The following is a 26,593-nucleotide window of genomic DNA, read 5'->3' as shown; positions in this document are numbered from 1 at the left end:
GCTCAGCCCTCCTCGTCGCGACCGTAGAAGACGTGCTCGACGACCGAACGGGCGTGCCGGGTGACGCGCCGGTAGTCGTCGAGGAACTGCCCGGGGTCGACGTCGGCGCCGTAACCGCAGGCCCGGGCGACGCCGTGCAGCTCCAGGCCCTGCCGGGGCAGCTGGTCGCCGGGGCGGCCGCGGACCAGGAACACCGCGTTGCGCGCCCGGCTGGCCAGCTCCCAGGCGGCCAGCAGCGCGTCGGCCTGCCCGTCGTCCAGCAGGCCGGCCCGGCGCAGGGCGTGCAGCGCGGCCACCGTCGAGGTCACCCGCAGCCCGGGGTGGCCGGCGGCGTGCTCGAGCTGCAGCAGCTGCACGGTCCACTCGACGTCGGCCAGCCCGCCGCGGCCCAGCTTCGTGTGGGTCGCGGGGTCCGCGCCGCGGGGCAGCCGCTCCTTGTCCACCCGGGCCTTGATCCGGCGGATCTCGGCGACCTGCTCCGAGCTCAGCCCGGCGCCCGGGTAGCGCAGCGGGTCGACGAGCGCGACGAACTCGCGGCCCAGGTCCTCGTCGCCGGCGACCGGCTCGGCCCGCAGCAGCGCCTGCACCTCCCAGGTGGACACCCAGCGCTGGTAGTACTCGGCGAAGGCGGAGAGGCTGCGGGACAGCGCCCCCTGCCGCCCCTCCGGGCGCAGGTCGGCGTCCACCTCGAAGGCGGGGTCCGGCGCGGGGGCACCGAGCAGCCGGCGCAGCGCGTGCGCGACCGCGTTGGCGACCGAGGCGGCCTTGGACTCGTCCGCGCCCGGCCGCACCCGGTGGACGAACAGCACGTCGGCGTCCGAGCCGTAGCCGAGCTCGGCGCCGCCGAGGCGCCCCATCCCGATCACCGCGAGGTCCACCGGCACGTCGGCGGCGTCGTTGCCGGTGTCGGCCGCCCAGCTGCGCACCGCCGCGTCGAGCCCGGCGCGGAGGGTGGCGACGGCGACGGCGTGCAGCGCCTGGCCCACCTGCAGCACGTCGAGCCGGCCGAGCAGGTCGGCGCAGGCGATCCGGAGCAGCTCCTGCCGGCGCAGCGACCGCAGCACCTGCACGCCGGCCGTGGCGTCCCCGGCCCGGGCGACGGCCTGCCGCCACGCCGAGGTGAGCGCCTCGGCGGTGCGCGGCTCGAGCTGCGCGTCATCGGCGAGGATCCGCATCGCCTCGGGCGTGCGGGTGAGCAGCCCGGCGACGTACTGGCTGGAGCCCAGCAGCACCGCGAGCCGCTCGGCGGCCTGTCCCTCGTCGCGCAGCAGCCGGAGGAACCACTGGTCGTTGCCCAGCGCCTCGCTGACCCGGCGGTAGGCCAGCAGGCCGGCGTCGGGGTCGGCGCAGGAGGCGAAGGTCTGCAGCAGCACCGGCAGCAGGTAGCGCTGCATGGAGGCGGACCGGCTCAGCCCGCCGGTCAGCGCCGTCATGTGCCGCAGCGCGCCCTCCGGGTCGGCGAAGCCCAGCGCCCGCAGCCACGCCCCGGCCGCCTTGGGGCCCAGCGCCAGCTGCTCACCGGGCACCCGTGCCACCGAGGACAGCAGCGGTGCGTAGAACAGCTTCTCGTGCAGCCGGCGCACCACCCGGGTGTGCAGCGCCAGCTCGGCCTTGAGCACGACCACGGAGTCGCCGCGGGAGTCGGGCTTGTAGCCCAGCGAGCGGGCCAGCCAGCGCAGCTGGTCGTCGTCGACCGGCAGCAGGTGCGTCCGCCGCAGCCGGAGCAGCTGCAGCCGGTGCTCGACGGTGCGCAGGAAGCGGTAGGAGGCGACCAGGGTGTTGGCGTCGTCCCGGCTGATGTAGCCGCTCGCCCCGAGCACGGTGAGCGCCGGGATGGTGCCGCCGACCCGCAGCGAGACGTCGGCGCGGCCGTGCACCAGCTGCAGCAGCTGGACGCTGAACTCCACGTCGCGCAGCCCGCCGCGGCCCAGCTTGAGCTCCCGGTCGGCCTGCGCGGCGGGGATGTTGGCCTCCACCCGGCGGCGCATCGCCTGGATCTCGGCGACGAAGCCGGGCCGGTCGCCGGCCCGCCACACCAGCGGCCACAGCGCCTCGACGTACTCCCGCCCGAGCGCCGGGTCGCCGGCCACCGGGCGCATCTTCAGCAGCGCCTGGAACTCCCAGGTGCTCGCCCACTGGTCGTAGTAGGCGCGCATGCCGGCGACGGTGCGCACCAGCACGCCGGCCTTGCCCTCCGGCCGCAGCGCCGCGTCGACCTCCCAGGCCGCCTGCTGGCAGATCCGCATCAGCGCGCCGGCCACCCGGGTCGCGCTGCCCAGGGCCGCCGAGTCGTCGCCGTCGGCGTCGACGGGCTCGGCGACGAAGACGACGTCGACGTCGCTGACGTAGTTCAGCTCGCGCCCGCCGGTCTTGCCCAGCGCGATGACCGCCAGCCGGCACGGCACGGCGTCGGCCGGCTGCTCGGCGACGGCCAGCGCCAGCCCGGCGGTGAGCACCGCGCCGGCGATGTCGGCCAGCTCGGCGGCGACCTCGTCGGCGGGCAGCCCGTCGCCGAGGTCCCGGCCGGCCAGCGAGAGCACGGCGCGCAGGTAGGCGTGCTTGAGGTCGCGGACCCGGCCGGCGGAGGCGTCCGGCGCCGCGGTGCCCAGCCGCACGCCCCACGGCGGGTCACCGGGGTCCGCGCCGACCGCGAAGAGCATCTGCTCCTCGAGCTCCTGCGGCGAGGGGCGGGCGGTGCGGTCCTCGGTGTCCAGCACGACCCAGTCGGCCGGCTGGGCGGCGAGGTGGTCGGCGAGCCCGGACGAGGCGCCCAGCACCGCCAGCAGCCGCGACCGCACGGTCGCCGAGCCGCGCAGCCGGGCGAGCAGCCCCGCGGCCAGCTCCCCGTCGGGGTCGGCGGCGTCCAGCGCCTCGACCAGCCGGGTCAGCGAGCGCAGCGCCAGGTCCGGGTCGCCGGCCCGGGCCAGCGCGGAGACCACCGGGGCGGCCTCGGGGTCGGCCGGCTCGTTGCGCTCCAGGTCCCACAGGCCCAGGGTCGGGTCGCTCAGCAGCCGGGCGGCGCGGGCGCCGTCCTGGAAGCCGAACCGGACCAGCCGGACGACCGCCCGGCGCGGGAGCTCGTCGTCGGCAGCCGGGCCGGTGGGGGCGAGCGCCACCGTCAGGCCCCGGACGCCGGCTGCCCGCTGCGCGCCCGCGCGCGGACCAGGTCGGCGAACCGGGCGGCGAACGGCGCCCACACCTCGGCGAGGTCGGGCTGGACGGCGGCCGCCCGTGCGCAGATCGTGTCGACGTCCGTGCCGCTGGCCCCGACGCCGACCGGGTCGCTCTCCGCCCACCGCCGGATCAGCGCCTCGTCGGGCTCGATGTGGAACTGCAGGCCGTACACCTGCCGACCCACCCGGAAGGCCTGGTGCGGGTAGCGGGGGTTGCTCGCCAGCAGCGTCGCCCCCGGCGGCAGCCGGTCGACCTCGTCGTGGTGCCACTGCAGGACGTCGGGCGACAGCGGCAGCGGCCCGAACAGCGGGTCGGCGTCGGCGGCGTCGCGCTTGGCCACCAGCGTCGCCCCCACCTCGGGGCCGTCCTCCCCCGCCCGGGTGCTGCCCCCGCCGACCTGGGCCAGCAGCTGCGCGCCGAGGCAGATCGCCAGCGTCGGCACGTCGGCGGCGACCGCCTGGCCCAGCAGGTGCCGGACGCCGACGAGCTCCGGGGAGACCGTGTCGTCGTCCAGCGAGGACTGCGGGCCGCCGAGCACCAGCACCCCGTGGTGCCCGGTGAGGTCCTCCGGCAGCGGGTCGCCGGCGGACAGCCGCCGCTCGTCGAGCTCCAGCCCGGCGTCGCGCAGCCACTGCCCGAGCCGGGTCGGCGGATCGGTGTCGGACGGCACGACGACGAGCAGGCGGGTCACGCAGCAGAGGCTAGTTCCCCGGACCCCTCCCGCAGAGATGGCCATCTCCGCCCCTCCGGGAAGGGCGGAGATGGCCATCTTCGCCGTTACAGGCCGGGGAGGTAGCGGCGCAGCTCGAAGGGGGTGACCTGCTGGCGGTAGGTGCCGAACTCCTCGCGCTTGTTGCGCAGGAAGAAGTCGAACACGTGCTCGCCCAGGGTCTCGGCGACCAGCTCGCTGCTCTCCATCGCCGTCAGCGCCTCGCCGAGGGAGACCGGCAGGTCCTGGTAGCCGGCGGCCCGCCGCTCGGTGTCGGTGAGCGACCAGACGTCGTCCTCGGCCTCGGGCGGGAGCTCGTAGCCCTTCTCGATCCCCCGCAGCCCGGCGGCCAGCAGCACCGCGAAGGTCAGGTACGGGTTGCACGCCGAGTCCGGCGAGCGCACCTCGACCCGCGCCGAGTTGCCCTTGTTCGGCTTGTAGGAGGGCAGCCGCACCAGCGCCGACCGGTTGGCCCGGCCCCAGGTCGCCGCGGTCGGGGCCTCGGTGCCGGCCAGCAGCCGCCGGTAGGAGTTGACCGTCTGGTTGGTGACCGCGGTCATCTCCCGGGCGTGCACCAGCAGGCCGGCGATGAACTGCTTGGCCGTGGTGGACAGCCGCATCGGGTCCGACGCGTCGTGGAAGGCGTTGCGGTCGCCCTCGAACAGCGACAGGTGGGTGTGCATCGCCGAACCGGCCAGCTCGGTGAACGGCTTGGGCATGAAGGTGGCGTGCACCCCCTGGGCCAGCGCGACCTCCCGGACGACGTGCCGCAGCGTCATGATGTTGTCGGCCATCGACAGCGCGTCGGCGTAGCGCAGGTCGATCTCCTGCTGGCCGGGCGCGACCTCGTGGTGGCTGAACTCCACCGAGATGCCCATGGCCTCCAGCGCGAAGACCGCCTCCCGCCGGAAGTCGTGCGCCACGTTGTGCGTGGACAGGTCGAAGTAGCCGCCGACGTCCGCGGGCTCGGGCGGGCTGCCGTCGGCGGGCAGGTCCTTGAGCAGGAAGAACTCGACCTCGGGGTGGGTGTAGAAGGTGAAGCCCATGTCGGCGGCCTTGGCCAGCGTCCGGCGCAGCACGTGCCGCGGGTCGGCCCAGGCCGGCGAGCCGTCGGGCAGCGTGATGTCGCAGAACATCCGCGCCGTGTCGCTGGGCTGGCCCTTCGTCGCCGGCATCACCTGGAAGGTGCCCGGGTCGGGCTTCGCCAGCATGTCGGACTCGTAGACCCGGGCGAAGCCCTCGATCGCCGAGCCGTCGAAGCCGATGCCCTCGGCGAAGGCCGCCTCGATCTCGGCCGGGGCGACCGCGACCGCCTTCAGGTAGCCCGAGACGTCGGTGAACCACAGCCGCACGAAGCGGATGTCGCGCTCCTCCAGGGTGCGCAGGACGAACTCCTGCTGACGGTCCATGCTGGGCATCGTCGTCTCCGGGCGTGTCGGGGGTGTTACGGCACCCCCAGCCTGCCTCCTCGGGGTGCCCCGCCGCACCAGGCCCCCCGGGGTGTGTCGCCCGGGTCGGTCAGCCGGCGGCCAGCGCCGAGCCGGCCTGCCACGAGGCCCAGTCGGTGTTCCAGTCGCCGAAGCCGTCCCAGACCTCGAGCCGGGGCCCGGCGTTGGCCACCTCGACCACGTCGCCGCGGCCGAAGTTGTCGTAGAACCAGCCGGCGTTCGCGGTGGAGACGTTCAGGCAGCCGTGGGAGACGTTGCGCCGTCCCTGGTCGCCCACCGACCAGGGGGCGGCGTGCACGAAGATCCCCGAGTTGGACAGCCGCGACGCGTACTCGACCGGGGTCTCGTAGCCGCCGGGGGCGTCCAGCGGGACGCCGTAGCTCGCCGAGCGCATCGTGTAGTCGCGGGACTGCTGCATGACGACGTAGGTGCCGGTGGGCGTGGGGCTGGCGCTCTTGCCCAGCGAGGTCGGCATCTCCTTGACCAGCTGGTCGTCGACGAACAGTCGCAGCACCCGCTCGGTGGCGTCGACCACGGCGACCTTCTTCGCGCCGACGTCGAACTCCACGTGCTCGCTGCGCTGGCCGCGGACCCCGGCACCGACGTCCACGCCGTACACGTCGACGTCCACCGCGACGTGGGTGTGCGCCGGCCAGTACTGCTCCGGGCGGTAGTGCACGGTGCGGTCGGACAGCCACGACCAGGCGCCGGCGACCGGCGGGGTGGTGGTGACGTGCAGCCGGCGCTCGACGGCGGCCCGGTCGGTGACGTCCTCGTCGAAGGTGACCGAGATCGGCTGGCCGACGCCGACCGTGCCGGTGTCGGCGCTGGGGAAGACCGAGGCCAGGGTGAGCGTGCGGGGGCGCACGGTGGCGATGGTGCCGCCGACCTGCGTCGGGCTGCCGTCGGCGGCGACCGCGGTCGCCGCGACCGAGTACGTGGCGCCGTAGGCGAGCTCGGCCGAGGCGGTCCAGGTCGCCGACCCGGCGTCCAGCGCGCCGGGGAGGGGCACGCCGTCCTGGTCGGTGACGGTCACCGCGGTGAGCGTGCCGTGGCCGGCGTTGACGTGCAGCGGGGTCACCGGGGCGACGTCCACGGAGTCCAGCGGCGGGTCGGTGCTGATCACCGCGGGCTCGACCGGCGCCGGCTGCTCGGCCGGGGTGCTGGGCGCAGCGGCGCGCGTGACGCCGGTGCCGGCCTCGGCGGCGGAGCAGGCCGGCAGCGCCAGGACGAGCAGGGCCGCCAGCGCGGCGGTGGTGCGGGCGGACCGGGAGCCGGTCATGGCGGGGACCCCGAACTGGGAGGAGGAACGACAACCCCCGTATCGGCGGGAGGGACGGGGAGTGTGACATCCCCCATGGCGGCCGCGGGAGCCCCCGATGGTCATCGGAGGCGGTCGGCGACCAGACTGTGACCTGTGACTGCACCGGTACAGCTGCGCGTCGCGCTCGCCCAGGTCGACACCCGGGTGGGCGACCTGGCGGGCAACGCGGACCTCGTCGTCGGCTGGACCCGGCGGGCCGCCGACGACGCCGCCCACCTGGTCGTCTTCCCCGAGATGACGCTCACCGGCTACCCGCCCGAGGACCTTGTGCTGCGCGAGTCCTTCGCCCGGGCCAGCGAGCACGCGCTGGTCGACCTGGCCGCCCGGCTGGCCGCCGAGGGCCTCGGCGACACCGCCGTCGTCGTCGGGTACCTGGCGCACACCGAGGGCAGCGGTCCGGCGCCGGTCGACCGGGTGCCGACGGACGCCGACGACGTCCCGGGCGACGCCAACCCGCGCCGCGGCGCCCCGCGCAACGCCGCCGCCCTGCTGCACGGCGGCGTGGTGGTGGCCCGCTACTACAAGCGGCACCTGCCCAACTACGGCGTCTTCGACGAGGCGCGGTACTTCGTGCCCGGCACCGAGCTGCCGGTGGTGCGGCTGCACGGCGTCGACGTCGCGCTGACCATCTGCGAGGACCTCTGGGTGGAGGGCGGCCCGTGCGGGGTCGCCGGCCAGGCCGGGGTCGACCTGGTGGTGTCGCCGAACGCGTCGCCCTACGAGCGCGCCAAGGACGACAGCCGGCTGCCGCTGGTGCAGCGCCGCGCCGCGGAGGCGCACGCCCCGGTCGTCTACTGCAACCAGGTCGGCGGGCAGGACGAGCTGGTCTTCGACGGCGACTCGCTGGTCGTCGGCGCGGACGGCGGGCTGCTCGCCCGCGCCCCGCAGTTCGTCGAGCACCTGCTCACCGTCGACCTGGCCCTCGACCCCGCGGCCGTGCCGGAGCGCCGGGCGGGCCGGATCGGCCCGATGACCGTCACCCGGCACGTCGTCTCCGACGCGCCCGTCGCCGGCTACGAGCCCCGGCCGGGCACCGTCGCCGAGCCGCTCGGCGACTGCGAGGAGGTCTGGCGGGCGCTGGTGCTGGGGCTGCGCGACTTCATCGACAAGAACGGCATGCCGTCGGTGGTGCTCGGCATGTCCGGCGGCATCGACTCGGCGCTGGTCGCCGCGCTCGCCGTCGACGCCCTCGGCCCGGACCGGGTGGTCGGCGTGGGGCTGCCGTCGAAGTGGTCCAGCGAGCACTCGCTCTCCGACGCCGCGGACTCCGCGCAGCGCCTCGGCATGCACTACTCGGTCGTCCCGATCGCCCCGATGGTCAAGGCGTACGAGCAGGCGGTGGAGCTGTCCGGCGTCGCCGCGGAGAACCTCCAGGCCCGGGTGCGCGGCACGCTGCTCATGGGGCTGTCCAACCAGCACGGCCACCTGCTGCTGGCCACCAGCAACAAGAGCGAGGTGGCCGTGGGCTACTCGACGCTCTACGGCGACGCCGCCGGTGGCTTCGCGCCGATCAAGGACGTGCTCAAGACCCTCGTCTGGGACCTGGCCCGCTGGCGCAACGCGCACGCCCGGGAGCGCGGCGAGGTGGAGCCGATCCCGCAGGACTCCATCGACAAGCCGCCGTCGGCCGAGCTCGCCCCCGGCCAGCAGGACAGCGACTCGCTGCCCTCCTACGAGGAGCTCGACGCGGTCATCACCGACTACGTGGACCGCGACCTCGGGATGGCCGAGCTGCTCGAGCGCGGGCACGACCCGGAGGTCGTCGCCCGGGTCCTCCGGCTGGTGGACGTCGCCGAGTTCAAGCGCCGCCAGTCGGCCCCGGGCACCAAGATCTCCCTCAAGGCGTTCGGCCGAGACCGGCGGCTGCCGGTCACCAACCGCTGGCGGGAGAGCCTGCCCAGCGTCCGCGAAGGAGCGGCACAGTGAGCGAGTCCCCCCTCTACGGCGGCACGTCGACCGCCCGGGTGCGCGTGCACCACCTGCTGCAGGCCAAGGCCCGCGGCGAGCGGTGGGCGATGCTCACCGCCTACGACACCTACGCCGCCCAGGTGTTCGAGGAGGCCGGCACCCCGGTGATGCTGGTCGGCGACTCGGCGGGCAACGTCGTGCTCGGCCACACCTCCACGGTGCCGGTGACCGTCGAGGACATGCTGCTGCTGACCAAGGCGGTCACCCGGTCGACGAAGCGCTCGCTGATCGTCGCCGACCTGCCCTTCGGCAGCTACGAGTCCGGCCCGCAGCAGGCCTTCGACACCGCCGTCCGGCTGATGAAGGAGGGCGGGGCGCAGGCGGTCAAGCTCGAGGGGGGCGTCCGGGTGGCGCCGCAGATCGAGCTGCTGGTCTCCTCCGGCATCCCGGTCATGGCGCACATCGGCTTCACCCCGCAGAGCGAGCACGCCCTCGGCGGCTTCCGGGTGCAGGGCCGCGGCGCCGGCGCCGAGCAGCTGCTCGCCGACGCGCACGCCGTCGAGGACGCCGGCGCCTTCGCCGTCGTGCTGGAGATGGTGCCCGCGGAGATCGCCGGCCAGGTCACCAAGGAGCTGACGATCCCCACCGTCGGCATCGGCGCCGGCCCGGACTGCGATGCCCAGGTGCTGGTCTGGCCGGACATGGCCGGGATGACCGCCGGCCGGGTGCCGAAGTTCGTGAAGAAGTACGCCGACCTGCGCAGCGAGCTGCTCCGCGCCGCCCAGGAGTACGCCGCCGACGTCCGCGAGGGCACCTTCCCCGGCCCCGAGCACTCCTTCGACTGACGTCCTCCGGACGTCAACGCGGCCAGGAGCCGTCCCGGCCGCCGTGGAGCCGTTGGGTCCGATCGGATCGGGAGCCTCCGGCCCCGCGATCGGATCGGACAGCGGCCTCCGGCCGCAACCCCGTTACACGTCGGTGATGCGGACGCCGGCGTGGGCCTTGTAGCGGCGGTTGACCGAGACCAGGTTGATGGTCAGCGCCTCCACCTGGCGGGCGTTGCGCAGCCGGCCGGCGTAGACCCCGCGCATGCCCGGCAGCCGCCCGGCCAGCGCCTGCACCACGTCGGTGGCCTCCCGGGTGTCGCCGACGACCATCACGTCGCCGTCCAGGGTGGGCTGGGAGAGGTCCTCCAGCGTCACGGCGGACAGGTGGTGGAACGCCCCGACGACGGAGCTGTCCGGCAGCAGCACCGCGGCCTGCTGGCAGACGCTGCCCTCCGGGACGTCGAGCACGTAGGCGCCCAGCTCGTCCCAGCCCATCGGCACGACGCAGTCGACGACGACCTTGCCGGCGAGCGGGGTGGCCAGCTCGGCGAGGGTGTCGGCGTGACCGGCGTAGGGGACGGCGACGACGACCAGGTCGGCCGCCCCGGCGACGTCGACGTTGGACCCGCCGCGCACCGACACCTCGACCCCGCCGGCGGCCGCACCGGCCCGGGTGGCGACCTCGGCCGCGACCTCCTCGGCGCGCTGCGCGTCGCGGGACCCGAGCAGCACCCGCTGCCCGGCGGCGGCCAGCCGCACCGCCAGCCCGCGGCCCTGCGGCCCGGTGCCCCCGAGCACCCCGACCACGAGGTCCTCCACCGCACGTCCGTCCGTCACGACCCCTCCAGTCCCCGCGGGCCGCCCCGCTGGGCGCGCCACCTGCCGAGGATCATGCCCCGGCCGGCGCGTCCCGGCCGACCGGGCCGCTCAGCGGTCGCCCTCCTGCCAGGCGCGGTCGGCGGCGTCCGCGGCCTCGTTGCGCTCGGCCACCTTCTCCAGCGCGTGCTCGGCCTCGGCCCGGGTGGCGAAGGGGCCGAGGCGGTGCCGCTCGGCGCACCCGTCCCGCGTCTCGACGGTGTGGTGCTTGAGGCAGAAGAACCAGGGGCCCTCGCTCATCGTCGTGCTCCTCTCAGCGTGTGCGTCCGCGTGTGCGTCCCAGCGCCAACCCTCGCACCCACGCCCAGGTCAGCGCTCCCCCACCGTCGCCGGCCGCGACCGGGGAGTTCCGAGAACGGGCAGGGCCGAACGGGTTCTGCCCGGGCCGCCGGTGGTGCATCCTGCTGCCCATGTGGGGTCTGCGGGGGCCGGGCGCCCGACGTCGCCGGTCCTCCGCCGTCCGCGAGCCGTGCTCGGCCGACGTCCCGGGGTTGCTCCCCGACGGGACGGACACCCGGGTCACCGCCGCCTGCCTGGCCGCCCTGCTGGGCACCGGGGCGGCGCTCGGGTCGATGAACCTGTTCATCGACGGGGTGCTGCGGCCCGGGCCCACCCGGGCGCTGTACGCGGCGACGATGGGCGTGCTGCTGCTGTCCGCCGCCGTGCTCGTGGTGCTGCGCCGGGTCGGCCCGGCGGCGACCGCCGCGCTGGTCGTCGTGGGCGACGGCGTCTACGTCGTGGTCGCCGCCTCGACGGTCGACCCGCTGCTCTACGCCTCGCCGCTGATGCTGCTGTTCTGCTGCGCCGCCGCCGCCTGGTTCCTCGGGCCCCGGATGGTGGCCCTGCAGATGGTGCTCGTGGTCGTCGCCTGCGCCCTGGCACTGGGCCGCAGCCACCCCGACACCGCCGGCCTGGTCGTCCAGGTGGTGGTGAACGCGGCGGTGCTGGACCTGGTCACGCTGGGCGTCTTCGTGCTGCGGCGGCGGGTGCAGCGGCTGCTGGCGCACACCCTCACGCTGTCCTCCACCGACCCGCTCACCGGCCTGGCCAACCGGCGGTCGCTGGTCGAGCAGGGCCCGCGCATCTGGCGGCAGGCCCGCCGGGACGGGCAGCGGGTGGCCGCGCTGGTGCTCGACGTCGACCACTTCAAGCGCCTCAACGACGCCTTCGGCCACGCCGCCGGTGACGCGGTCCTGTGCGAGGTCGCCCGGGCCCTGCGCGCCACGGTCCGGCCGGCCGACGTGCTGGCCCGCACCGGCGGCGAGGAGCTGGTCGTGCTCGGCCTGGTGGCCGACCCGAGCGAAGCCCGGCACCTGGCCGAACGCCTGCGGACGGCGGTGGCGGTCAGCGGGGCGGGGCTGCAGCGGGCGGTCACCGTCTCGATCGGGGTGGCGCTGACCCGCCCCGGCGACGGGGAGGACACCACCGACGCGCTGTGGCAGCTGGTCGACCGCGCCGACGGGGCGATGTACCAGGCCAAGGAGCACGGCCGGGACCGCGTCGCGGTCGCCGGGCCCCCCGCCGTACCGCTCCCCCGGGAGGCCGGTGACGTGGCCCCGCAGGGGGCCGGGGGCATGGCCTGACCTGCACGGACCCGCCCCGAGCGGTGCCCGGGGCCACCGTCTGCTTTCCTGCCTGCATGACCGCCACCGCCGACCGCACCGTCCCGGACCCCACCCGCACCGTGCCGCTGCCGTTGCGCGAGCAGGCCGACGTGCGCGACCGCTGGCTCACCCAGCGGCTGCTGGACGTGCTGCCGGGGCTGATGGACGCGGCCGGGATCGACCTGTGGGTGGTCGTCGGGCGCGAGTACAACGAGGACCCGGTGCTGCCGACCCTGCTGCCGGCGACCTGGCTGTCGGCCCGGCGGCGCACGATCCTGCTGTTCCACCGCAGCGACGACGGCGTCACCGCGGTGGCCGTCTCCCGCTACCCGGTCGGCCAGTTCCTCCCCGCCTGGGACGCCGACGGGCAGCCCGGCCGGACCAACGAGGAGTCGCAGTGGGCGGCGGTCCGCCGGTTCGTCGACCAGGCCGACCCGCGCACCATCGGGATCGACGTGTCGGCGACCTTCGCGCACGCCGACGGCCTCTCGCACACCGAGCACGGCCTGCTGGTGGCCGCGCTCGGGCCGCACGCGGAGAAGCTGGTGTCGGCCGAGCAGGTGGCCGTCGGCTGGCTGGAGACCCGGCTGCCCGAGGAGATCGCGGCGATGCACGCGATGAACCGGCTCGTCCACCAGGTCATCGACGAGGCCTACTCCCCCGCGGTCATCACCGTCGGCCGGACCACCGCGGCCGACGTCGCCTGGTGGATCCGGCAGCGGTTCGCCGACCTCGGCGTGGCCGGCTGGTTCCAGCCGACCGTCGGCCTGCAGCGCGCCGGCTCACCGCTCGCCGAGGAGCGCGGCACCGCCGTCCCGAGCGTGCCGTGGGACGCGGTGATCGAGGCCGGTGACCTGGTGCACTGCGACGTCGGCCTGTCGACCCTGGGGCTGATGACCGACACCCAGCGCAACGGCTACGTGCTGCGTCCGGGCGAGACCGGGCCGCCGGCCGGGCTGGTGGCCGCGCTGGCGGTCGGCAACCGGATGCAGGACCTGACGACGGCGGCCCTGCAGCCCGGCCGCACCGGCGACGAGGTGCTGGCCGCGGCCCGCGCCGCGGCGGCCGCCGAGGGCATCGACGGCGACGTCTACTCCCACCCGGTGGGCGTGCACGGGCACGGGGCCGGCCCGGCGATCGGCATGTGGGACCAGCAGCACGGCGTCCCCGGGGCCGGCTCCGCGCTGGTGCGCACCGACACCGTCTGGGCGCTGGAGCTGTGCGTGCGGGTGCCGGTGGCCGAGTGGGGCGGCCAGCTGGTGCGGATGGCGCTGGAGCAGGGCATCGCGCTGACCGGCGACGGGGTGGAGTACCTCGACGGCCGGCAGACCGAGCTCATCCTGATCCCGTCCTCCTGACCTCCCCGCCGTCGGCGTACTGCCCGGCGAGCTCGGCGCGCAGCGCCCGCACCTCGGCGGCCAGCGCGCGGACCTCGCTGCGCAGCTCGGCGTCGTCGGCATCGTCCTGGGCCTGGGCGGCCTCCGCGACGCGGCCGACGAACCAGGACGCGACGGCGGCGGTGACCACCCCCAGCAGCGCGATGCCGCTGATCATCAGCAGCACCGCGACCAGCCGGCCCTCCGGCGTCACCGGGTAGGCGTCGCCGTAGCCGACCGTGGTGATCGTGGTGATCGCCCACCACACGGCGTCGCCGTAGCTGGTGATCGAGGCGCCGGGAGCGGACCGCTCGGCGTCGAAGGCCGCCAGCGAGGCCATGAAGACGACCAGCGAGGCGATGGCGGTGACGTAGGCGGCCACCCGGCCGTGCAGCGTGGACGTCAGCCGCCGGTCGAGCACCCGGGCGACCCGGACCAGGCTGAGCACGCGCAGCGGCCGCAGCAGCGGCAGCAGCACGGCGAGCCCGTCGACCCAGTTCCGCCGGACGAAGTGCCAGCGCTGCTCGGCGAGCGCCAGCCGCAGCACGTAGTCGGCGAGGAACACCGGCCAGGTGACCACGGTGACCACGCGCAGGGTGCTCAGCAGCCACCCCGGCAGGTCGGGCCGCAGCACCCCCCACGCGTAGGCGGCCACGAACAGCACCGCCAGCGTGATCAGCGGCCACTGGCTGACCTCCTCGTACCGGCGGCGGAGGTCGTCCTTGCTCACCCGGTCAGTCTCGCCTGGTCACCGCTTGCGCGCGGCGGCGGTCTCCCGGTCGTTCGCCTTCTGCACCGCGTCCACCAGCTCGGCCTTGGTCATCGACGACCGGCCGGGCACGTCGAGCCGCCGGGCGAGCTCCATCAGGTGCTCCTTGCTGGCGTTGGCGTCCACCCCGCCCTTGGTCTCCCGGTCGGTGCCGGCGCCGCCCTCGGCCTGCGGGTCGCTCGGGCCGGCGGCGTCCTTGGGCTCCCAGTGGTCGCCGACCTTCTCGTGGGTGTGCTTCACCGCGGCCCAGGCCACCTGGTTCGCCCGCTGCTCGTCGCCGTAGGACCCCGCGGCGGAGTCGTGCGCCTTGGCGAAGGTCCGCTGCGCCTTCTCGTCGGAGCGCTGCAGGGTGCTGGGGAGCTCCTCCGGCACCGCGTCGCCCTTCTTCGTCGTCTTCGGCATGGCCGTCCCTCCTCGGTGGACCCGCCGGGGTACCCCCCGCCGGTGGCCTCAGTCCTGCCACGCCGGGGCGCCCGGCGGCCGCGGACCGGGCGGCCCGCCGGGCCGCCCCCTAGGCTGGGCGGTCGGACGAGGAGGGCCAGTGCCGGAGAGCCGGACCCGCGGGGTCACGATCGCCACCATCGCCGCGGAGGCCGGCGTCTCCGTGCCGACCGTCTCGCGCGTGCTCAACGGGCGTTCCGACGTCGCGCCGCACACCCGGGAGCGCATCGAGCAGCTGCTCCGCGACCACGGCTACCGCCGCCGCGGGGTCCGCCCCACCACCGCCGCCCGGCTGGTCGACCTGGTCTTCAACGACCTGGACAGCCCCTGGGCCGTCGAGATCATCCGCGGGGTCGAGCACGCCGCCCACGCCGAGGGCGTCGGCACCGTGGTGACCGCGATCCACCGCCGGGCCAGCGACACCCGCTCCTGGCTGGACAACCTGGCCGCCCGGGCCAGCGACGGCGCGATCCTGGTGACCAGCGACGTCGACCCGGCCCTGCACGCCGAGCTGCAGCGGTTGCACGTGCCCGCGGTCGTCGTCGACCCGGCCGGGGTGCCCGCGCTCGACGTCCCGACGATCGGGGCGACCAACTGGGCCGGCGGGCTGAGCGCCACCGAGCACCTGATCGGGCTGGGCCACCGGCGGATCGGCGTCATCGCCGGCATCCCGACGCTGCTGTGCAGCCGGGCCCGGCTGGACGGCCACCGGGCCGCCGCCGACGCGGCCGGTCTCACCGTCGACCCGGGGCTGGTGGTGGTCGGCGACTTCAACCACGAGTCCGGCTTCCGCGCCGGCGTGCAGCTGCTGGACCACCCGGAGCCGCCGACCGCCGTCGTGGCGGCCAACGACCAGATGGCCTACGGGGTCTACGAGGCGGTCCGCCGGCGCGGGCTGCGGGTGCCCGAGGACGTCAGCGTGGTCGGCTTCGACGACCTGCCGGGGGCCCGCTGGGCCTCCCCGCCGCTGACGACCGTGGTGCAGCCGCTGGCGGAGATGGGGGCGCTGGCCGCCCGCACGGTGCTGCGCCTGGTGCGCGGCGAGCAGCTCGAGACCCCGCGGCTGGAGCTGGCCACCCACCTCGTCGTCCGGGAGAGCACCGCACCGCCGCGGGCGCGCTGAGGCTCGGGGCAGTCGGGGCTCAGGGCAGGTCGGCGGTCTCCGCGGACTGCCGGTGCCCGCCCTGGGCGTCGTCCGGGTCGGCGTGCACGGTGCGCTCCTCGGACTCGGCGAGGATGACTGCGGCCTGGGTCTCCGGGTCGGCGCTGGGCCCGGCGGAGACCTCCTCGGGCAGCAGGTGGGAGCGGGTCTCCACGTTGTGCTCGGTGACGTTGGCGAGCGCCTCGGGGGTCGGTTCCTTCATGTCGGGCATGGACTCCCCCTACCCCGTCTCCCCGAGGCGACGCCTCAGAAGCGCTGCTGCTCCGTGCCCAGACCCAGGGCGGCGGCGACGTCCTGCACGTTGGTGAACTCGGTGCCGGCCGGCAGCCGGCGCAGCTGGCCCAGCACGGCGTCCGGTGCGGCGGCCTCCTCGGCCTTCGCCACCAGGGTGTCCCGGTCGGCCGGCCACACCTCCTTGCCCAGCGCCTCAGCGAGCGCTGCCCGCCGCTCGACGTCGGCCGGGTCCATGCCCTGCGGGGTGCCTGGCTGGTGCGGGTCGGTCATGGGGATGCTCCTTCTCTCGATCGGCCGCGGCGCGGCCGGAGGTCGGCTGGGGCGGGCGGGGCAACGCCTCGACGACCGGCCCCCGGCGAGCCCGATCCTCGCCGGGTGCCGGGGTGACGTCCGTCGGACGAGCGCTCCTGCGGTGCGTGCGAACCAGGGCCGTTGCTGGACCCTGCGTCGTCCGCCCGACCGCTACCCGGTACCACCGGGCTCACACCCCGGGTGTCGGCACGGGCCCGCCGGGTAGCGGTTCGGGGACCCGTTCCCGCGACCGGAAGGAGCTGGGATGTCCGACCGCGACGACCTCCCGCTGCCCGACTACGACCACCTGCCCGTGGGCAGCCTGACCTCGCGCATCCGCACCCTGGACGCCGACGACCTCGAGACGCTGCTCGGCTACGAGCAGGCGCACGCGAACCGGGTGCAGGTCGTGTCGGCGATGACCCACCGGCTGGACGACCTCAAGGCCGGGGCCCAGCCCTCGGGCGGCGACCCGGCGGCCGCCCAGCCCGAGCACGCCCCGGCGGCCGCGGGCGGCTCCGCGGTCTCCGAGGCCACGTCCGGCCCGCCGGTCAACCCGCCGTCGCACGGCGACCCGACCAACCCCGCGCAGCCCCGCTGAGCCTCGGTCGGGCGCTCCCGACCCGGGGAGCGCCCGGCCGCGTCGCCGCGCCGGCCGGCTCAGCTGCCGGTGGTCCGAAGCTCACCGAGCAGCCGCTCGACCAGCCGCCGGTCGCCCGGCCACGCCTCGAGCACCACCTCCCGGGGCACCTGGCGGGCCGCGTAGCGCAGCGCCAGCGCCACCACCACGACGTCGTCCAGCGGACCGATCACCGGCAGGAACTCCGGGATCAGGTCGATCGGCGACAGCACCCAGAGCAGGGCCACGAGCAGGGCGAGCCGGGCGCGCCGCGGGACGTCGGGGTGGCGGCGCAGGCGGCGGACCGTGGTCGCGCAGGCGGGCAGGAACCGGGCCAGCTCCCGGGCGGTGCCGGGTGGGAGCCGGCGGGCGAGCAGCACCAGCACCGCCCAGCTGAGCAGGACCAGGGCGACGCCGATGCCGGCGAGGGTCAGCCAGCGGCGGAGGTCCACCGGGACATCCTGCCCCGGGCGCCTCTCCGGCCGGGCTGCCCCAGGCGCTCGAAGGGGTGAGCCGGGCGCGGGGCGCTCCAGCGCGGCGGCCCGCCGTTCGATGACTGCTGCATGCCCGTACTGCCGCGGCCGCGGTTCCTCCCCGGGGCGCCACGGTGGGCCCTCGCCCTCCCGCCCGTCGCCCTGCTCGCAGCGCCGGGCGGCGCCGCTGGCTGGACGGTGCCCTCCTCCCCCGCGGCGGCACTCTCAGCGGCGGCCCTGGTCCACGGCAGCCTGGCCGGCGTCCTCGTCTGGCGGGCGCGGACCGTGCCCACCGAGCGGTCGCTCTGGTCGCGGCTGGCCGTCGCCGGACTGCTGACGACCGCCGCCGTGCTGCTCGGCGCGGTGCTGCTCGCCCTCCCGGTGCCGGACGCCGTCGTGGCCGCACCGCTGCTGTGGGCGCCGGTCGTCGCGTTCCCCTTCGCCTACGGCGGGCTGGTCCGGTGGAACCGCTACAGCACCAGCCTCGCCGACCCCAACGACGTGCTGAACGGGTCGGCCGCCGTCCTCGCCGTCGTCGCCGTGCTCGGCGCGGTCGTGACCCACACCGGCGGCCGCCTCGCCGACCTCCCGTGGTGGCGGCTGCAGCCCCTGCTGGCCCAGGACGCCGTGCTGTTCGTCATCGCCGGCACCGCCCTGTCGATGGTCTTCCTCGGCGCCATGTGGCGGGACCCGCGGACCTGGCTGGTGTTCGCCGCCTTCTCCCTCCAGCTCTCCGGGTCGGTGGCGACGACGGCGGCCGGCGGTGAGCCCGGCGGCTGGGCAGTGGTGGCCGGCGTGCTCGGGGCGTGCTGCCTGGGCCTGGCCGCGCTGCTCGACCCGGCGCCGTCCAGCCCCCAGCCGGCGGACCCCACGGCCTCCACGGTCGGCGCGTTCGTCGTCATCGCCGCCTCGACCGCGCTCCTGGTGGGCAGCGCGCTCACCGGGTCCGGCGGCTTCCCCGTCTGGTGCGCCGCGGTGGCAGCGACCGGGTCCAGCGTGCGGTTGCTGGTCAACGTCCGGGAACTGGCCCAGCTGGCGGTGAGCCGCCGCGAGGCGCTGACCGACGAGCTGACCGGGCTGGCCAACCGCAGGGCCGTGCTGCGCCGGGTGGAGGAGCTGTGCCAGGAGCGGCTGCCCGTCGTCCTCGCCCTGCTGGACCTGGACAAGTTCAAGGAGGTCAACGACGGCCTCGGTCACTCCGCCGGCGACGAGCTGCTCCGGCTCGTCGCCGCCCGGCTGGAGCCCGCGCTGGCGCCGAGCGACGTGCTGGGCCGGCTCGGCGGGGACGAGTTCGCCGTGGTCGCCCGCGTCCCCGGCGGGCAGTCCCCGGCCGAGCGCGCCGAGCTGCTGGGCCGGCTGCTGCGCGACCGGCTCGCCGAGCCCTTCGACGTCGGCGGGCTGAGCCTGCACGTGACGGTGAGCATCGGGCTGACCTGCAGCGACGGGGCCGCCGAGGGACCGGGCACCGCCACGCGCGCCGTGCTGCTCCGGCAGGCAGACGCCGCCATGTACGACGCCAAGCGCACCGGTGCCGAGGTGACGGTCTACGACAGCACCCGGCACGTCGACAGCAGCGGCCACCTCGCACTGGTCGAGGAGATGCGGCACGGGATGCTCACCGGGCAGTTCGTGCTGCACCACCAGCCGCAGGTCGACGTCGCCACCGGCCGGACCGTCGGGGTCGAGGCGCTGGTCCGCTGGGCGCACCCGACCCGGGGCCTGCTGGGCCCCGCCGAGTTCCTCGCCCTGGCCGAGGTGCACGGGCTGATGGGCCAGCTCACCGACACCGTCCTCTGCCAGGCGGTCGCCCAGGCCGCCGCCTGGCGCCGCACCGGCCACCACCTGCGGGTGTCGGTGAACCTGTCGGCCAGCAACCTGCTCGACACCGGGCTGCCGCAGCGGGTCGCCGACCTGCTCGCCGGTCACGGGGTGCCGCCGTCGGCCATCGTGCTGGAGGTGACCGAGAGCGTGCTGCTCAGCGACCCCGAGCGGAGCCTCGCCGTCGTCGGGGCGCTGGCCGCGATGGGCACCACCGTGAGCATCGACGACTTCGGCACCGGCTACGCCTCGCTGACCTACCTGCGGCAGCTGCCGGTCGCGGAGCTCAAGCTGGACCGCTCCTTCACGGCCGACCTGCTCACCGACGCCCGGGCCGCCGCCATCGTCGCCAGCACCATCGGCCTGGCCCACCAGCTGGGGCTGCGGGTGGTGGCCGAGGGCGTGGAGGACCCCGCCACGCTGGCCGACCTCCGGCTGCTGGGCTGCGACGAGAGCCAGGGCTACCTGCACTCCCGGCCGCTGCCGGCCACCGAGCTGGAGGCGTGGCTGGCGGCGCGGGCCCGTCCGGCGCTGCTGGCCTGACGGCAGCAAGCGGTCAGGGCAGCAGGAGGTCAGGGAAGCAGGGGGTCAGGGCAGCAGGACGCCGTCGCTGAGCCGGACGACACGGTCGGCGATCGCGACGGCGAGCGGGTCGTGGCCGGCGAGGAGCACCCCGGTGCCCGCGGCGGCGTACCGGTCGCGCAGCAGGGCCAGCACCCGGGTGGAGGTCTCCTCGTCCAGCCGGGCGGTCGGCTCGTCGGCCACCAGGAACGCCGGGCGGACGACGAGCGCGCGGGCCAGCGCCGTCCGCTGCTGCTCCCCCAGCGACACCTCGTCGGGCGACCGGTCGGCCAGGTGCCCCAGCCCGAGGTCGGCCAGGGTGGCGAGCGCCGCCTCGCGGGGCCGGTCGACCCCGGCCAGCCGGGCCGGCACCGTGACGTTGTCGGCGAGGCTGAGCTCCTCGAGCAGCCCGAACCGCTGGGGCACGACGGCGACCGTCCGCCAGGAGGCCGCGGCCGGCTCGGCGGCGCCGGGCACGCTGACCGTGCCCGAGTCGGGGGTCTCCCAGCCCAGCAGGCAGTTGAGCAGCGTGGTCTTGCCCGAGCCGGACCGGCCCAGCAGCAGCACCACCTCACCGGGGTGCACCTCCAGGCTGACCCCGCGGAGCGCGTGCACCCGCTCCTGCCCGCGGCGGTGCGTCTTGTGCACGTCGACGGCGCGCAGCACGGTCACGACGGCTCCCGCAGGACGACGCCGTCGGGCGTCACGTCGATCCGCACCCGCCGGTCGGGGAACCGGCGCAGCGCCTCCTCGGGCAGCTGCACCCGCCCGTCGCCGTCGATGACCGCCAGCCGCTGACCGGCCACCTCCTCGTGCGCCACGGTGCCGGAGCGCAGGTGCACGACCTGGTCGGCGGCCGCGGCGGCCAGCGGGTCGTGGGTGGCCAGCACGACCGTGGTGCCGGCCCGGGTCAGCGCCCGGACGGCGGTGAGCAGCTCCGCGGTCGTCTGCGAGTCCAGCTCGCCGGTCGGCTCGTCCGCGACGACCAGCGCCGGCCCGCCGATCACCGCCAGCGCGAAGGCCAGCCGCTGCTGCTCTCCCCCGGACAGCTGGCCGGGCAGGTGCCCGGCGCGGTCGGCGATGCCGAGCAGGTCGAGCAGCTCTCCGCCCTCGCGGGCGGCACGGGCCCGCGGCACCCCCCGCAGCCGGGCGGCCATGGCCAGGTGCTCGCGCCCGGTCAGGTGCGGCACCAGGTTCGCCGCGGGCCGGGGGAAGACGTAGCCGACGTGCCGGCGCCGCACCGCGCGCAGCCGGCGGGCCGACATGCCGGCGAGGGACTCCCCGGCGACCTCGGCCCGGCCGGCGGTGGGCCGGTCCTGGGCGGCCAGGACCCGCAGCAGCGAGCTCTTGCCCGACCCGGACGGCCCGGTGACGGCGGTCAGCCGGCCGGCCGGGACGACGGCGTCGACGCCCTTGAGCGCGTGCACCTCGCCGCTGCGGGACCAGTAGATGCGGACCAGCCCCTCGCACAGCGCGGCCGGTGCCCGCGGGTCACCCGGCATCGCGCATCACCTGCCCACCGCTCGTGCGCCCGGCGGCGCGACCCACCAGCCACGTCGCGGCGGCGGTCGCCAGCGCCGCGCCGGCCACGGTGAGGCCGACGGTCGGCCACGGCACCGCGACGGTGACCCCGGGCAGCACCGCGGGCACCGGGTCCAGCAGCGGCAGCACCAGCGCCGACGCCGGCAGCGCCACCGCCAGGGCGACGACGGTGGCCAGCCCGGCGAGCAGCCCGGTCTCCAGCCCGGCCGCGGTGTCCGAGGCGCGGCGGCTCATCCCCATCCGGGCCAGCAGCAGCGCCGCCACCGTGCGGTGGCGCTGCTGGGCGGCCGCGTGCAGGGCCAGCGCGACCAGCCCGAGCCCGCCGGCGGCCAGCGCGACGGCGCGCAGGTACCCCAGCGACCAGGACAGCGCCCGGACCTCCGGCCGGAGCGCGAACGCACCGCCGGTGTCCACGGCCGTCTCGTCGACGCCGTACTCAGCGGCGGCGAGGGCCTCCAGCAGCGGGGTGGCCGCACCGGCGGCCCACACCTGGCGGTCCAGGACGCCGGCCGGCTCGCGGTCGACCGCGGCGAGCGCGGCACCCAGGCTGTCCCAGTCGGCGACGAGCAGCGGCAGCCGCGAGCGCTGGCCGGGGAATGCCTCGGCCCGGGCGACGACCACGACGGGCACCGCGTAGTAGCGGCCCAGGGACACCTCGAGCTCGCGGCCGACCGCCGGCGCGCCGGACGCCGGGCCGGCTGCGACCACCGGCACCCGCCCGGTGCCGCGGTCGTCGGCCAGGGCCGCCAGCAGGTCCGCCAGCGGCCGGTCGGCGAGGGCGTCGTCCCAGTGGACGATCCCGGGCAGCTCGTCGGGGCGCACGGCCAGCAGGTCGGCGGTCGAACCCCCCGGGACGACGTCCAGCCCCTCCTCGTAGCCGACCATCGTGGCCCCGGGCGGCAGCGCGCCCTCCTCGACGGTGCGGCGGACCAGCGGCGCGACGACGTCGGCGGGGGTGTCGACGGCGGCCTTCGCCGCGAGCGACCGCCGGCTGGAGTCGGCCAGGGCACCGGCGTACACGACCAGCCCGAGGGACAGCGCCGTCGTCACGACGACCAGCCGGGTGGCGCCCGGCGCCGCCAGCACGCGGCGGGCGACCAGGAAGCCGGCCGGGGGCAGCCGCCGCACCCGGGCCCCCGCCCGCCGGCCGAGCAGCGGCAGCGCCGCGGTGACCGCCCCGGCCACGACGACGGTCACCAGCAGCGGCACGGCCAGCGGCACCGGGCCGAGCGTCCGGTCGCCGCGGTCCCCGGTGACCAGCGGGACGGCGGCGACGGCGGTGACCGCCGCCGTGACGGCCAGCCACGGCAGCCGGCCCAGCCACTGGACCAGCGGGCCCGGGGACAGCTGCCCGGCCCGGGCCACGAGGGCGCCGGTCACCAGGCCGACGACCAGCAGCGCGGCCAGCGCCCCGACGGCCAGCGCTCCCCCGGCGCGCGGCCACACCGACCCCGGCAGGTCCGCCGCCGGCCCGCCGAGCCGGACGAGTGCCCAGGCGCCGCCGGTGCCCAGGACCGCCCCGGCCAGCACGGGCAGCAGCGCCTCCCGCCCCGCCGTCCCGGCCGCGCGCAGCGGGGACACCCCCCGGGCCACCAGCGCGGCCAGCTCGTCGCCGCGCCGCCGGGTCCGCCACCCCGCCCAGGCCCCGACGAGGACCAGCGCCGCTGCCCCGCCGCCGGTGCCCACCGCGCCGACCTGCGGCCGGAGCAGCGCCACGGTGCTGTCCACGACCGCCAGGGCGGCGGGCAGCTCGGAGGCGGGACGGGGACGCGGGAAGTCGGCCGTGGTCACCAGCTGCGCGACCGGCGAGGCCGGGTCGGCCAGGACCACGCCCAGCTGCTCGAGCCGCCGGGCCGCGGCGCGCGCCTCGCCGACGCCGATGCCCTCGGCGAGCGGCAGCGACCAGCGGAGGAACAGGTCCTGCTGGACGTCCTCGGCCGCCGCGAGCACGACGTCCCGGGGAGCGAGGACGACCGGCGGCGGGAGGACGTCGGTGCCCGACTCGGGGTCGCGGCGGGCCACGAACAGCTCGCGCTGCCCCTCCCACCAGGTCGGCAGCGGGTCGACGAGGTCGGCGTAGACGCCGGCCACCGGCAGCGCGGTGGGCAGCCCCTCGGCGGACTCGGCGGCGAAGGTGTCCCCCGGGCCGAGCCCCAGCTCGTCGGCCAGCCGGCGCGGCAGCAGGACCCCGCGGGTGTCGGCGCTGCCGTCGACCACCTCGACGTGGCCGGCCGCGCCATCGCGGTGCAGCAGCTGCGCACGGGTGACGAAGTCGGCCCGGGCCGGCGCGAACAGCGGGACGCGGAACCTGGCCAGGGACTCCGGGGTGCCGGTGCCGGTGGCCGCCGCCGCCTCCGCGACCGCGGCGTCCAGGTCGGGGACGAGCGCGAGCGGTCCGGCCGGCACCGTCTGCACGTCGGCCGCCCCCGGGGCGGTCGGTGCGCCCTCGGGCTGGGCGGGCTTGGCGGCGGAGGACAGCGTGGCCCCGATACCGGCGGCCGACTGCGCCCGCCGCTGCTCCTGCCACGCCCCCTGCTCCGCGGACCCCAGCACCAGCGGCACCGAGACCAGCGCGGCGGTGAGCACCGCGACGAGCGCGGCCAGCCCGAGCGACTGCCCGGGGTCGGGGACCAGCGCGATCCGGAGCCGGCGCAGCACACCGGAGGCGGAGCGCCGAGGGCCCATCGGCGGAGGGTAGCGACCGGGGAGGCCGCCGGGCACCGCGACGGACGTGACGGGGTGGTCCTGGTGGGGCGGCCGGGGCGGGGCAGTCGGACACGGTCCCCGCGCCTCCCCCGGACGCCTGGACGATCTGCCTACCGTCCGTCCATGCGCGAGAACCAGCTCCCCCCGGTCCCCGGCTCCACGGCCCGGCTGCACCAGCTGAAGCTCATCGCCGCCGCCCGGGTGAGCGCCGCCCGCTCGACGTCGCGGCAGCAGGTCACCGACATCGTCCGGGTCACCGTCGACGACGAGGTGGACACCAGCACGTTCCGGGCGATCGTGGCCGACGTCGCCCCCGACTCGCTGCGCTGACCACCCGCCGGCGCGGGCCGGTCGGAGATCGTGAAGTGAGGTAACCGTGTAGTAGCATCACGATCATGGCCTCGGACGTGCACGTCTTCGACCGCCTGCTGGAGATCGCCCTGCTCGTGCAGCAGGACATGGGCCGGGAGCTGGAGCCGGCCGGTCTCACGCCGGCGCGCACGCACCTGCTCTGGGAGGTGCACCACCGCGGCCCCTGCAGCCAGCGGGCGCTCGCCACGGCGCTGGACGTCAGCCCCCGGAACGTGACCGGCCTGGTCGACGCGCTCGAGGAGCGCGGGTTCGTCCGCCGCGAGCAGCACCCCACCGACCGGCGGGTCACGCTGGTGACGCTCACCGAGCTGGGCGCACGCACGACGGCCGAGATGGCGACCAGCCACCGCCGGATCGCGGCCCACCTGGTGGCCGGCTTCCCCGCCGACCGGCTCGAACGGTTCTGCACCGACCTGGACACCGTCACCGACCGGCTGCACGAGCTGATGGACGTGGCGGCCCCGTCATGAGCACGACCGGGCCCGGCCGCACGCCCTGGCAGACGGTCCGCCACCTCGCCGTGCGCGCGGTCCAGCTGGAGATCGGGGTCTGGCTGAGCCTCTACAGGTTCCTCCTGCGCCGGCCGCGGGTGCCGGCGGGCGCGACCGCGTTCAGCTACCACCGGGTCGTGCTGCCGGTGCTCGTCACCTTCATCGTGGTGTCCGCGATCGAGCTGGTCGCCGTCGACGTCCTCGTCCAGCGCTGGCCGCTCGTCCGGGTCCCGTTGCTGGTCCTCGGCATCTGGGGCCTCACCTGGATGTGCGGACTCCTCGCCGCGATGGTCACCCGGCCGCACGCCGTCGGCCCGGCCGGCATCACCGTCCGGTACGCGACGGACGTGGAGGTCCAGGTGCCGTGGGAGGCGATCGACCGGGTCACCCGGCGGACGCAGGTCCGGGCGGACAAGTCACCGCGGGTGCTCCCGGGCGAGGACGGCACGGTGACCCTGCAGCTGTGGATGCACGACCAGACCACCGTCGAGCTCACGCTCGACCGGCCGCTCGAGGTCCGGGTGCCCGAGGGCGCCGCGGCGGTGCGGACCATCCGGCTGTTCGCCGACGACCCGCGGGCCTTCCTGGCCGAGGTGGCCCGGCAGCGGCCCGAGCCCGGGGCCGGCCCCGGCGCCGCGGGGCCGCGCCCCGCGGCGGCACAGGTGGAGCGGGGGCGACGGACGAGTCGGCCTGTACGCCGGGTTCTGTCCCCGGGTGCCTCACGGCCTCCCGATGGGCGGTCATCCATCTAGGCCTGCCGTTGCCGGCAGGCTCGAGCGGTCTACCCGCAGGCTCGGGCGGGCCGCCCTCGAACGCCTGCGCAGGACGGCGGTCGGATCGCTCCGTCCGTCGTCCCTTCTCGACCTTGCTCCGGGTGGGGTTTACCGAGCCACACCGGTCACCCGGTGTGCGGTGGTCTCTTACACCGCCGTTTCACCCTTACCAGTGCGAGCACTGGCGGTCTGTTCTCTGTGGCACTGTCCCGCGGGTCACCCCGGGTCGCTGTTGACGACCACCCTGCCCTGTGGAGCCCGGACGTTCCTCGGCGGCAGGGTCTCCCCCGCCGACGCGACCGCCCAGCCGACTCGTCCGTCGTGCCCGGGACCCTACCCGGCGCCGCCCGGTGGAGCGGTCAGCCCCAGTAGAGCCGGAAGCCGACCCGCCGCCGCTCGTCCTCGGTCAGGGTCGACATGTCGATGACCTGGCGCGCCTGCTCCTCGACCGGGACGGCGCTCAGCAGCTCCAGGTAGCGGCGGTGCTCGACCAGCGACCGGACGGCGGCCTCGACCTGGTCGGCGACGTCGACCTCGTGCGGCGGGTCGGCCATGTCCTGCACGGCGATGTACTGCACGCCCGTCCACCGCGGCTCGGTCAGGTCCGGGAAGATCCACTCGTTGGCGGCGTCCGCGACCGCGTCGAGCACGGACTGGCCGAGCGCCTGGTGGTCGGCGGAGTTCAGGTAGGCCGGCGACACCCCCGGCGGGGTCCACGTCGGGCCGAAGTAGCCCGTGACGACGAGCTCCGGGCGGTGCCGCCGGATCGCCCCGGCCAGGTCCCGGCGCAGGTCGGGCCCACCGACGAGGACGCCGTCCCGGTGGTCGAGGAACTCCACCTCGGTCACCCCGACCACCGCGGCCGACCGCCGCTCCTCCTCCTCGCGCACCGGGCCGGCGACGTCCGGGGCCACCCCCTCCATCCCGGCCTCGCCGCGGGTGGCCAGCACGTAGTGCACGTCCTTGCCGGCCGCCGTCCAGACCGCCACCGCCGCGGCGATGCCGTACTCGATGTCGTCGGGGTGGGCGGCGACGACGAGGGCGCGCTGCCAGTCGTCGGGGAACGGGGAGGCGGCCATGTGCCGAGTCTGCCCC

The 26,593-nt window shown here is 76.3% G+C and carries 25 protein-coding genes and 1 other RNA gene; 9 read left to right on the top strand and 17 right to left on the bottom strand.

What is annotated here, in order from left to right:
- Nucleotides 1–2 precede the first annotated feature (2 nt).
- The 4 genes from HL054_RS04400 to HL054_RS04385 all read right to left on the bottom strand — a co-directional run bounded on the left by HL054_RS04400 (nucleotide 3) and on the right by HL054_RS04385 (nucleotide 6,613).
- A complete protein-coding gene (locus tag HL054_RS04400; protein ID WP_369137544.1) occupies nucleotides 3–3,116 on the bottom strand; it encodes a bifunctional [glutamine synthetase] adenylyltransferase/[glutamine synthetase]-adenylyl-L-tyrosine phosphorylase in 3,114 nt (1,037 codons plus the stop codon).
- A gap of 2 nt (nucleotides 3,117–3,118) precedes the next feature.
- Entirely contained in the window at nucleotides 3,119–3,865 is a 747-nt protein-coding gene (locus tag HL054_RS04395) for a type 1 glutamine amidotransferase (RefSeq protein ID WP_369137543.1), read from the bottom strand.
- Nucleotides 3,866–3,951: 86 nt separating this feature from the next.
- On the bottom strand, nucleotides 3,952–5,292 hold the full coding sequence (locus HL054_RS04390) for a glutamine synthetase family protein (RefSeq protein WP_369137542.1): 1,341 nt from the start codon (nucleotides 5,290–5,292) through the stop codon (nucleotides 3,952–3,954).
- Nucleotides 5,293–5,401: 109 nt separating this feature from the next.
- On the bottom strand, nucleotides 5,402–6,613 hold the full coding sequence (locus tag HL054_RS04385; RefSeq protein ID WP_369137541.1) for a L,D-transpeptidase: 1,212 nt from the start codon (nucleotides 6,611–6,613) through the stop codon (nucleotides 5,402–5,404).
- A 135-nt stretch (nucleotides 6,614–6,748) separates the two neighbouring features.
- Between HL054_RS04385 and HL054_RS04380 the strand changes: the two genes are divergently transcribed.
- Nucleotides 6,749–8,581: an NAD+ synthase gene (locus tag HL054_RS04380; protein ID WP_369137540.1), complete on the top strand. Its 1,833-nt coding sequence runs from the start codon at nucleotides 6,749–6,751 to the stop codon at nucleotides 8,579–8,581.
- A complete protein-coding gene (panB, locus tag HL054_RS04375) occupies nucleotides 8,578–9,408 on the top strand; it encodes a 3-methyl-2-oxobutanoate hydroxymethyltransferase (protein WP_369137539.1) in 831 nt (276 codons plus the stop codon). Before HL054_RS04380 ends, panB begins: the two co-directional genes overlap by 4 nt.
- 123 nt (nucleotides 9,409–9,531) lie before the next feature.
- Here panB and npdG read toward each other — a convergent pair whose 3' ends face one another.
- Entirely contained in the window at nucleotides 9,532–10,227 is a 696-nt protein-coding gene (npdG, locus tag HL054_RS04370) for an NADPH-dependent F420 reductase (RefSeq protein WP_369137538.1), read from the bottom strand.
- Nucleotides 10,228–10,317: 90 nt separating this feature from the next.
- On the bottom strand, nucleotides 10,318–10,506 hold the full coding sequence (locus tag HL054_RS04365; RefSeq protein WP_369137537.1) for a hypothetical protein: 189 nt from the start codon (nucleotides 10,504–10,506) through the stop codon (nucleotides 10,318–10,320).
- 170 nt (nucleotides 10,507–10,676) lie between these two features.
- Here HL054_RS04365 and HL054_RS04360 point away from each other — a divergent pair, with 170 nt between their 5' ends.
- The gene (locus HL054_RS04360; RefSeq protein WP_369137536.1) at nucleotides 10,677–11,849 is read left to right on the top strand and encodes a GGDEF domain-containing protein; all 1,173 of its coding nucleotides are present in this window, start codon (nucleotides 10,677–10,679) and stop codon (nucleotides 11,847–11,849) included.
- A 56-nt stretch (nucleotides 11,850–11,905) separates the two neighbouring features.
- Entirely contained in the window at nucleotides 11,906–13,228 is a 1,323-nt protein-coding gene (locus HL054_RS04355; protein WP_369137535.1) for a M24 family metallopeptidase, read from the top strand.
- Here the strand turns inward: HL054_RS04355 and HL054_RS04350 are convergent.
- Together HL054_RS04350 and HL054_RS04345 are read right to left on the bottom strand one after the other, a co-directional pair.
- Nucleotides 13,206–13,976 (bottom strand): potassium channel family protein, encoded by a 771-nt coding sequence (locus HL054_RS04350; protein ID WP_369137534.1) that lies wholly within the window; start codon nucleotides 13,974–13,976, stop codon nucleotides 13,206–13,208. The genes HL054_RS04355 and HL054_RS04350 overlap by 23 nt on opposite strands.
- An 18-nt stretch (nucleotides 13,977–13,994) precedes the next feature.
- Nucleotides 13,995–14,417, bottom strand: coding sequence for a ChaB family protein (locus tag HL054_RS04345; protein WP_369137533.1), 423 nt, complete (start codon nucleotides 14,415–14,417; stop codon nucleotides 13,995–13,997).
- Nucleotides 14,418–14,556: 139 nt separating this feature from the next.
- Between HL054_RS04345 and HL054_RS04340 the strand changes: the two genes are divergently transcribed.
- Nucleotides 14,557–15,579, top strand: a complete 1,023-nt coding sequence (locus HL054_RS04340; protein WP_369137532.1) for a LacI family DNA-binding transcriptional regulator — start codon at nucleotides 14,557–14,559, stop codon at nucleotides 15,577–15,579.
- A gap of 19 nt (nucleotides 15,580–15,598) precedes the next feature.
- Here the strand turns inward: HL054_RS04340 and HL054_RS04335 are convergent, their stop codons facing one another.
- Together HL054_RS04335 and HL054_RS04330 are read right to left on the bottom strand one after the other, a co-directional pair.
- Nucleotides 15,599–15,820, bottom strand: a complete 222-nt coding sequence (locus HL054_RS04335) for a hypothetical protein (RefSeq protein WP_369137531.1) — start codon at nucleotides 15,818–15,820, stop codon at nucleotides 15,599–15,601.
- Nucleotides 15,821–15,864: 44 nt separating this feature from the next.
- Nucleotides 15,865–16,122, bottom strand: a complete 258-nt coding sequence (locus HL054_RS04330; RefSeq protein WP_369137530.1) for a DUF2795 domain-containing protein — start codon at nucleotides 16,120–16,122, stop codon at nucleotides 15,865–15,867.
- Nucleotides 16,123–16,408: 286 nt separating this feature from the next.
- Between HL054_RS04330 and HL054_RS04325 the strand changes: the two genes are divergently transcribed.
- Nucleotides 16,409–16,744: a hypothetical protein gene (locus HL054_RS04325; protein ID WP_369137529.1), complete on the top strand. Its 336-nt coding sequence runs from the start codon at nucleotides 16,409–16,411 to the stop codon at nucleotides 16,742–16,744.
- A gap of 59 nt (nucleotides 16,745–16,803) precedes the next feature.
- Here the strand turns inward: HL054_RS04325 and HL054_RS22315 are convergent, their stop codons facing one another.
- Nucleotides 16,804–17,214: a YkvA family protein gene (locus HL054_RS22315; protein ID WP_440347914.1), complete on the bottom strand. Its 411-nt coding sequence runs from the start codon at nucleotides 17,212–17,214 to the stop codon at nucleotides 16,804–16,806.
- 111 nt (nucleotides 17,215–17,325) lie between these two features.
- Here HL054_RS22315 and HL054_RS04315 point away from each other — a divergent pair, with 111 nt between their 5' ends.
- Nucleotides 17,326–19,596 (top strand): putative bifunctional diguanylate cyclase/phosphodiesterase, encoded by a 2,271-nt coding sequence (locus HL054_RS04315; protein WP_369137528.1) that lies wholly within the window; start codon nucleotides 17,326–17,328, stop codon nucleotides 19,594–19,596.
- Between the two features lie 45 nt (nucleotides 19,597–19,641).
- On the opposite strand, the gene HL054_RS04310 is transcribed toward HL054_RS04315, so the two are convergent.
- From HL054_RS04310 to HL054_RS04300, 3 genes are read right to left on the bottom strand one after another with little or no spacing between them, the layout of a single operon-like run.
- Nucleotides 19,642–20,286 (bottom strand): ABC transporter ATP-binding protein, encoded by a 645-nt coding sequence (locus HL054_RS04310; RefSeq protein WP_369137527.1) that lies wholly within the window; start codon nucleotides 20,284–20,286, stop codon nucleotides 19,642–19,644.
- The gene (locus HL054_RS04305) at nucleotides 20,283–21,116 is read right to left on the bottom strand and encodes an ABC transporter ATP-binding protein (RefSeq protein ID WP_369137525.1); all 834 of its coding nucleotides are present in this window, start codon (nucleotides 21,114–21,116) and stop codon (nucleotides 20,283–20,285) included. Before HL054_RS04305 ends, HL054_RS04310 begins: the two co-directional genes overlap by 4 nt.
- Nucleotides 21,106–23,841, bottom strand: coding sequence for a hypothetical protein (locus HL054_RS04300; protein ID WP_369137524.1), 2,736 nt, complete (start codon nucleotides 23,839–23,841; stop codon nucleotides 21,106–21,108). The genes HL054_RS04305 and HL054_RS04300 overlap by 11 nt, the downstream gene beginning before the upstream one ends.
- 144 nt (nucleotides 23,842–23,985) lie before the next feature.
- On the opposite strand from HL054_RS04300, the gene HL054_RS04295 reads away from it, so the two are divergent.
- Both HL054_RS04295 and HL054_RS04290 read left to right on the top strand, forming a co-directional pair.
- The gene (locus HL054_RS04295) at nucleotides 23,986–24,192 is read left to right on the top strand and encodes a hypothetical protein (protein ID WP_369137523.1); all 207 of its coding nucleotides are present in this window, start codon (nucleotides 23,986–23,988) and stop codon (nucleotides 24,190–24,192) included.
- Between the two features lie 65 nt (nucleotides 24,193–24,257).
- On the top strand, nucleotides 24,258–24,704 hold the full coding sequence (locus HL054_RS04290) for a MarR family winged helix-turn-helix transcriptional regulator (protein WP_369137522.1): 447 nt from the start codon (nucleotides 24,258–24,260) through the stop codon (nucleotides 24,702–24,704).
- A gap of 145 nt (nucleotides 24,705–24,849) precedes the next feature.
- Here HL054_RS04290 and HL054_RS04285 read toward each other — a convergent pair whose 3' ends face one another.
- From HL054_RS04285 to HL054_RS04275, 3 genes are all read right to left on the bottom strand, one after another.
- Entirely contained in the window at nucleotides 24,850–24,975 is a 126-nt protein-coding gene (locus HL054_RS04285; RefSeq protein ID WP_369137520.1) for a hypothetical protein, read from the bottom strand.
- Nucleotides 24,976–25,402: 427 nt separating this feature from the next.
- An RNA gene (gene rnpB / locus HL054_RS04280) (RNase P RNA component class A) lies at nucleotides 25,403–25,813 on the bottom strand.
- Between the two features lie 44 nt (nucleotides 25,814–25,857).
- Nucleotides 25,858–26,577: a PIG-L deacetylase family protein gene (locus tag HL054_RS04275; protein WP_369137518.1), complete on the bottom strand. Its 720-nt coding sequence runs from the start codon at nucleotides 26,575–26,577 to the stop codon at nucleotides 25,858–25,860.
- Between the last annotated feature and the right edge of the window lie 16 nt (nucleotides 26,578–26,593).

The sequence above is a fragment of the Modestobacter versicolor genome (assembly GCF_041028285.1).
Classification (GTDB): Bacteria; Actinomycetota; Actinomycetes; order Mycobacteriales; family Geodermatophilaceae; genus Modestobacter; species Modestobacter versicolor_A.
The sequence above is the reverse complement of the archived record's forward strand: the minus strand, read 5'-3'. Positions and strand labels throughout refer to the sequence as shown.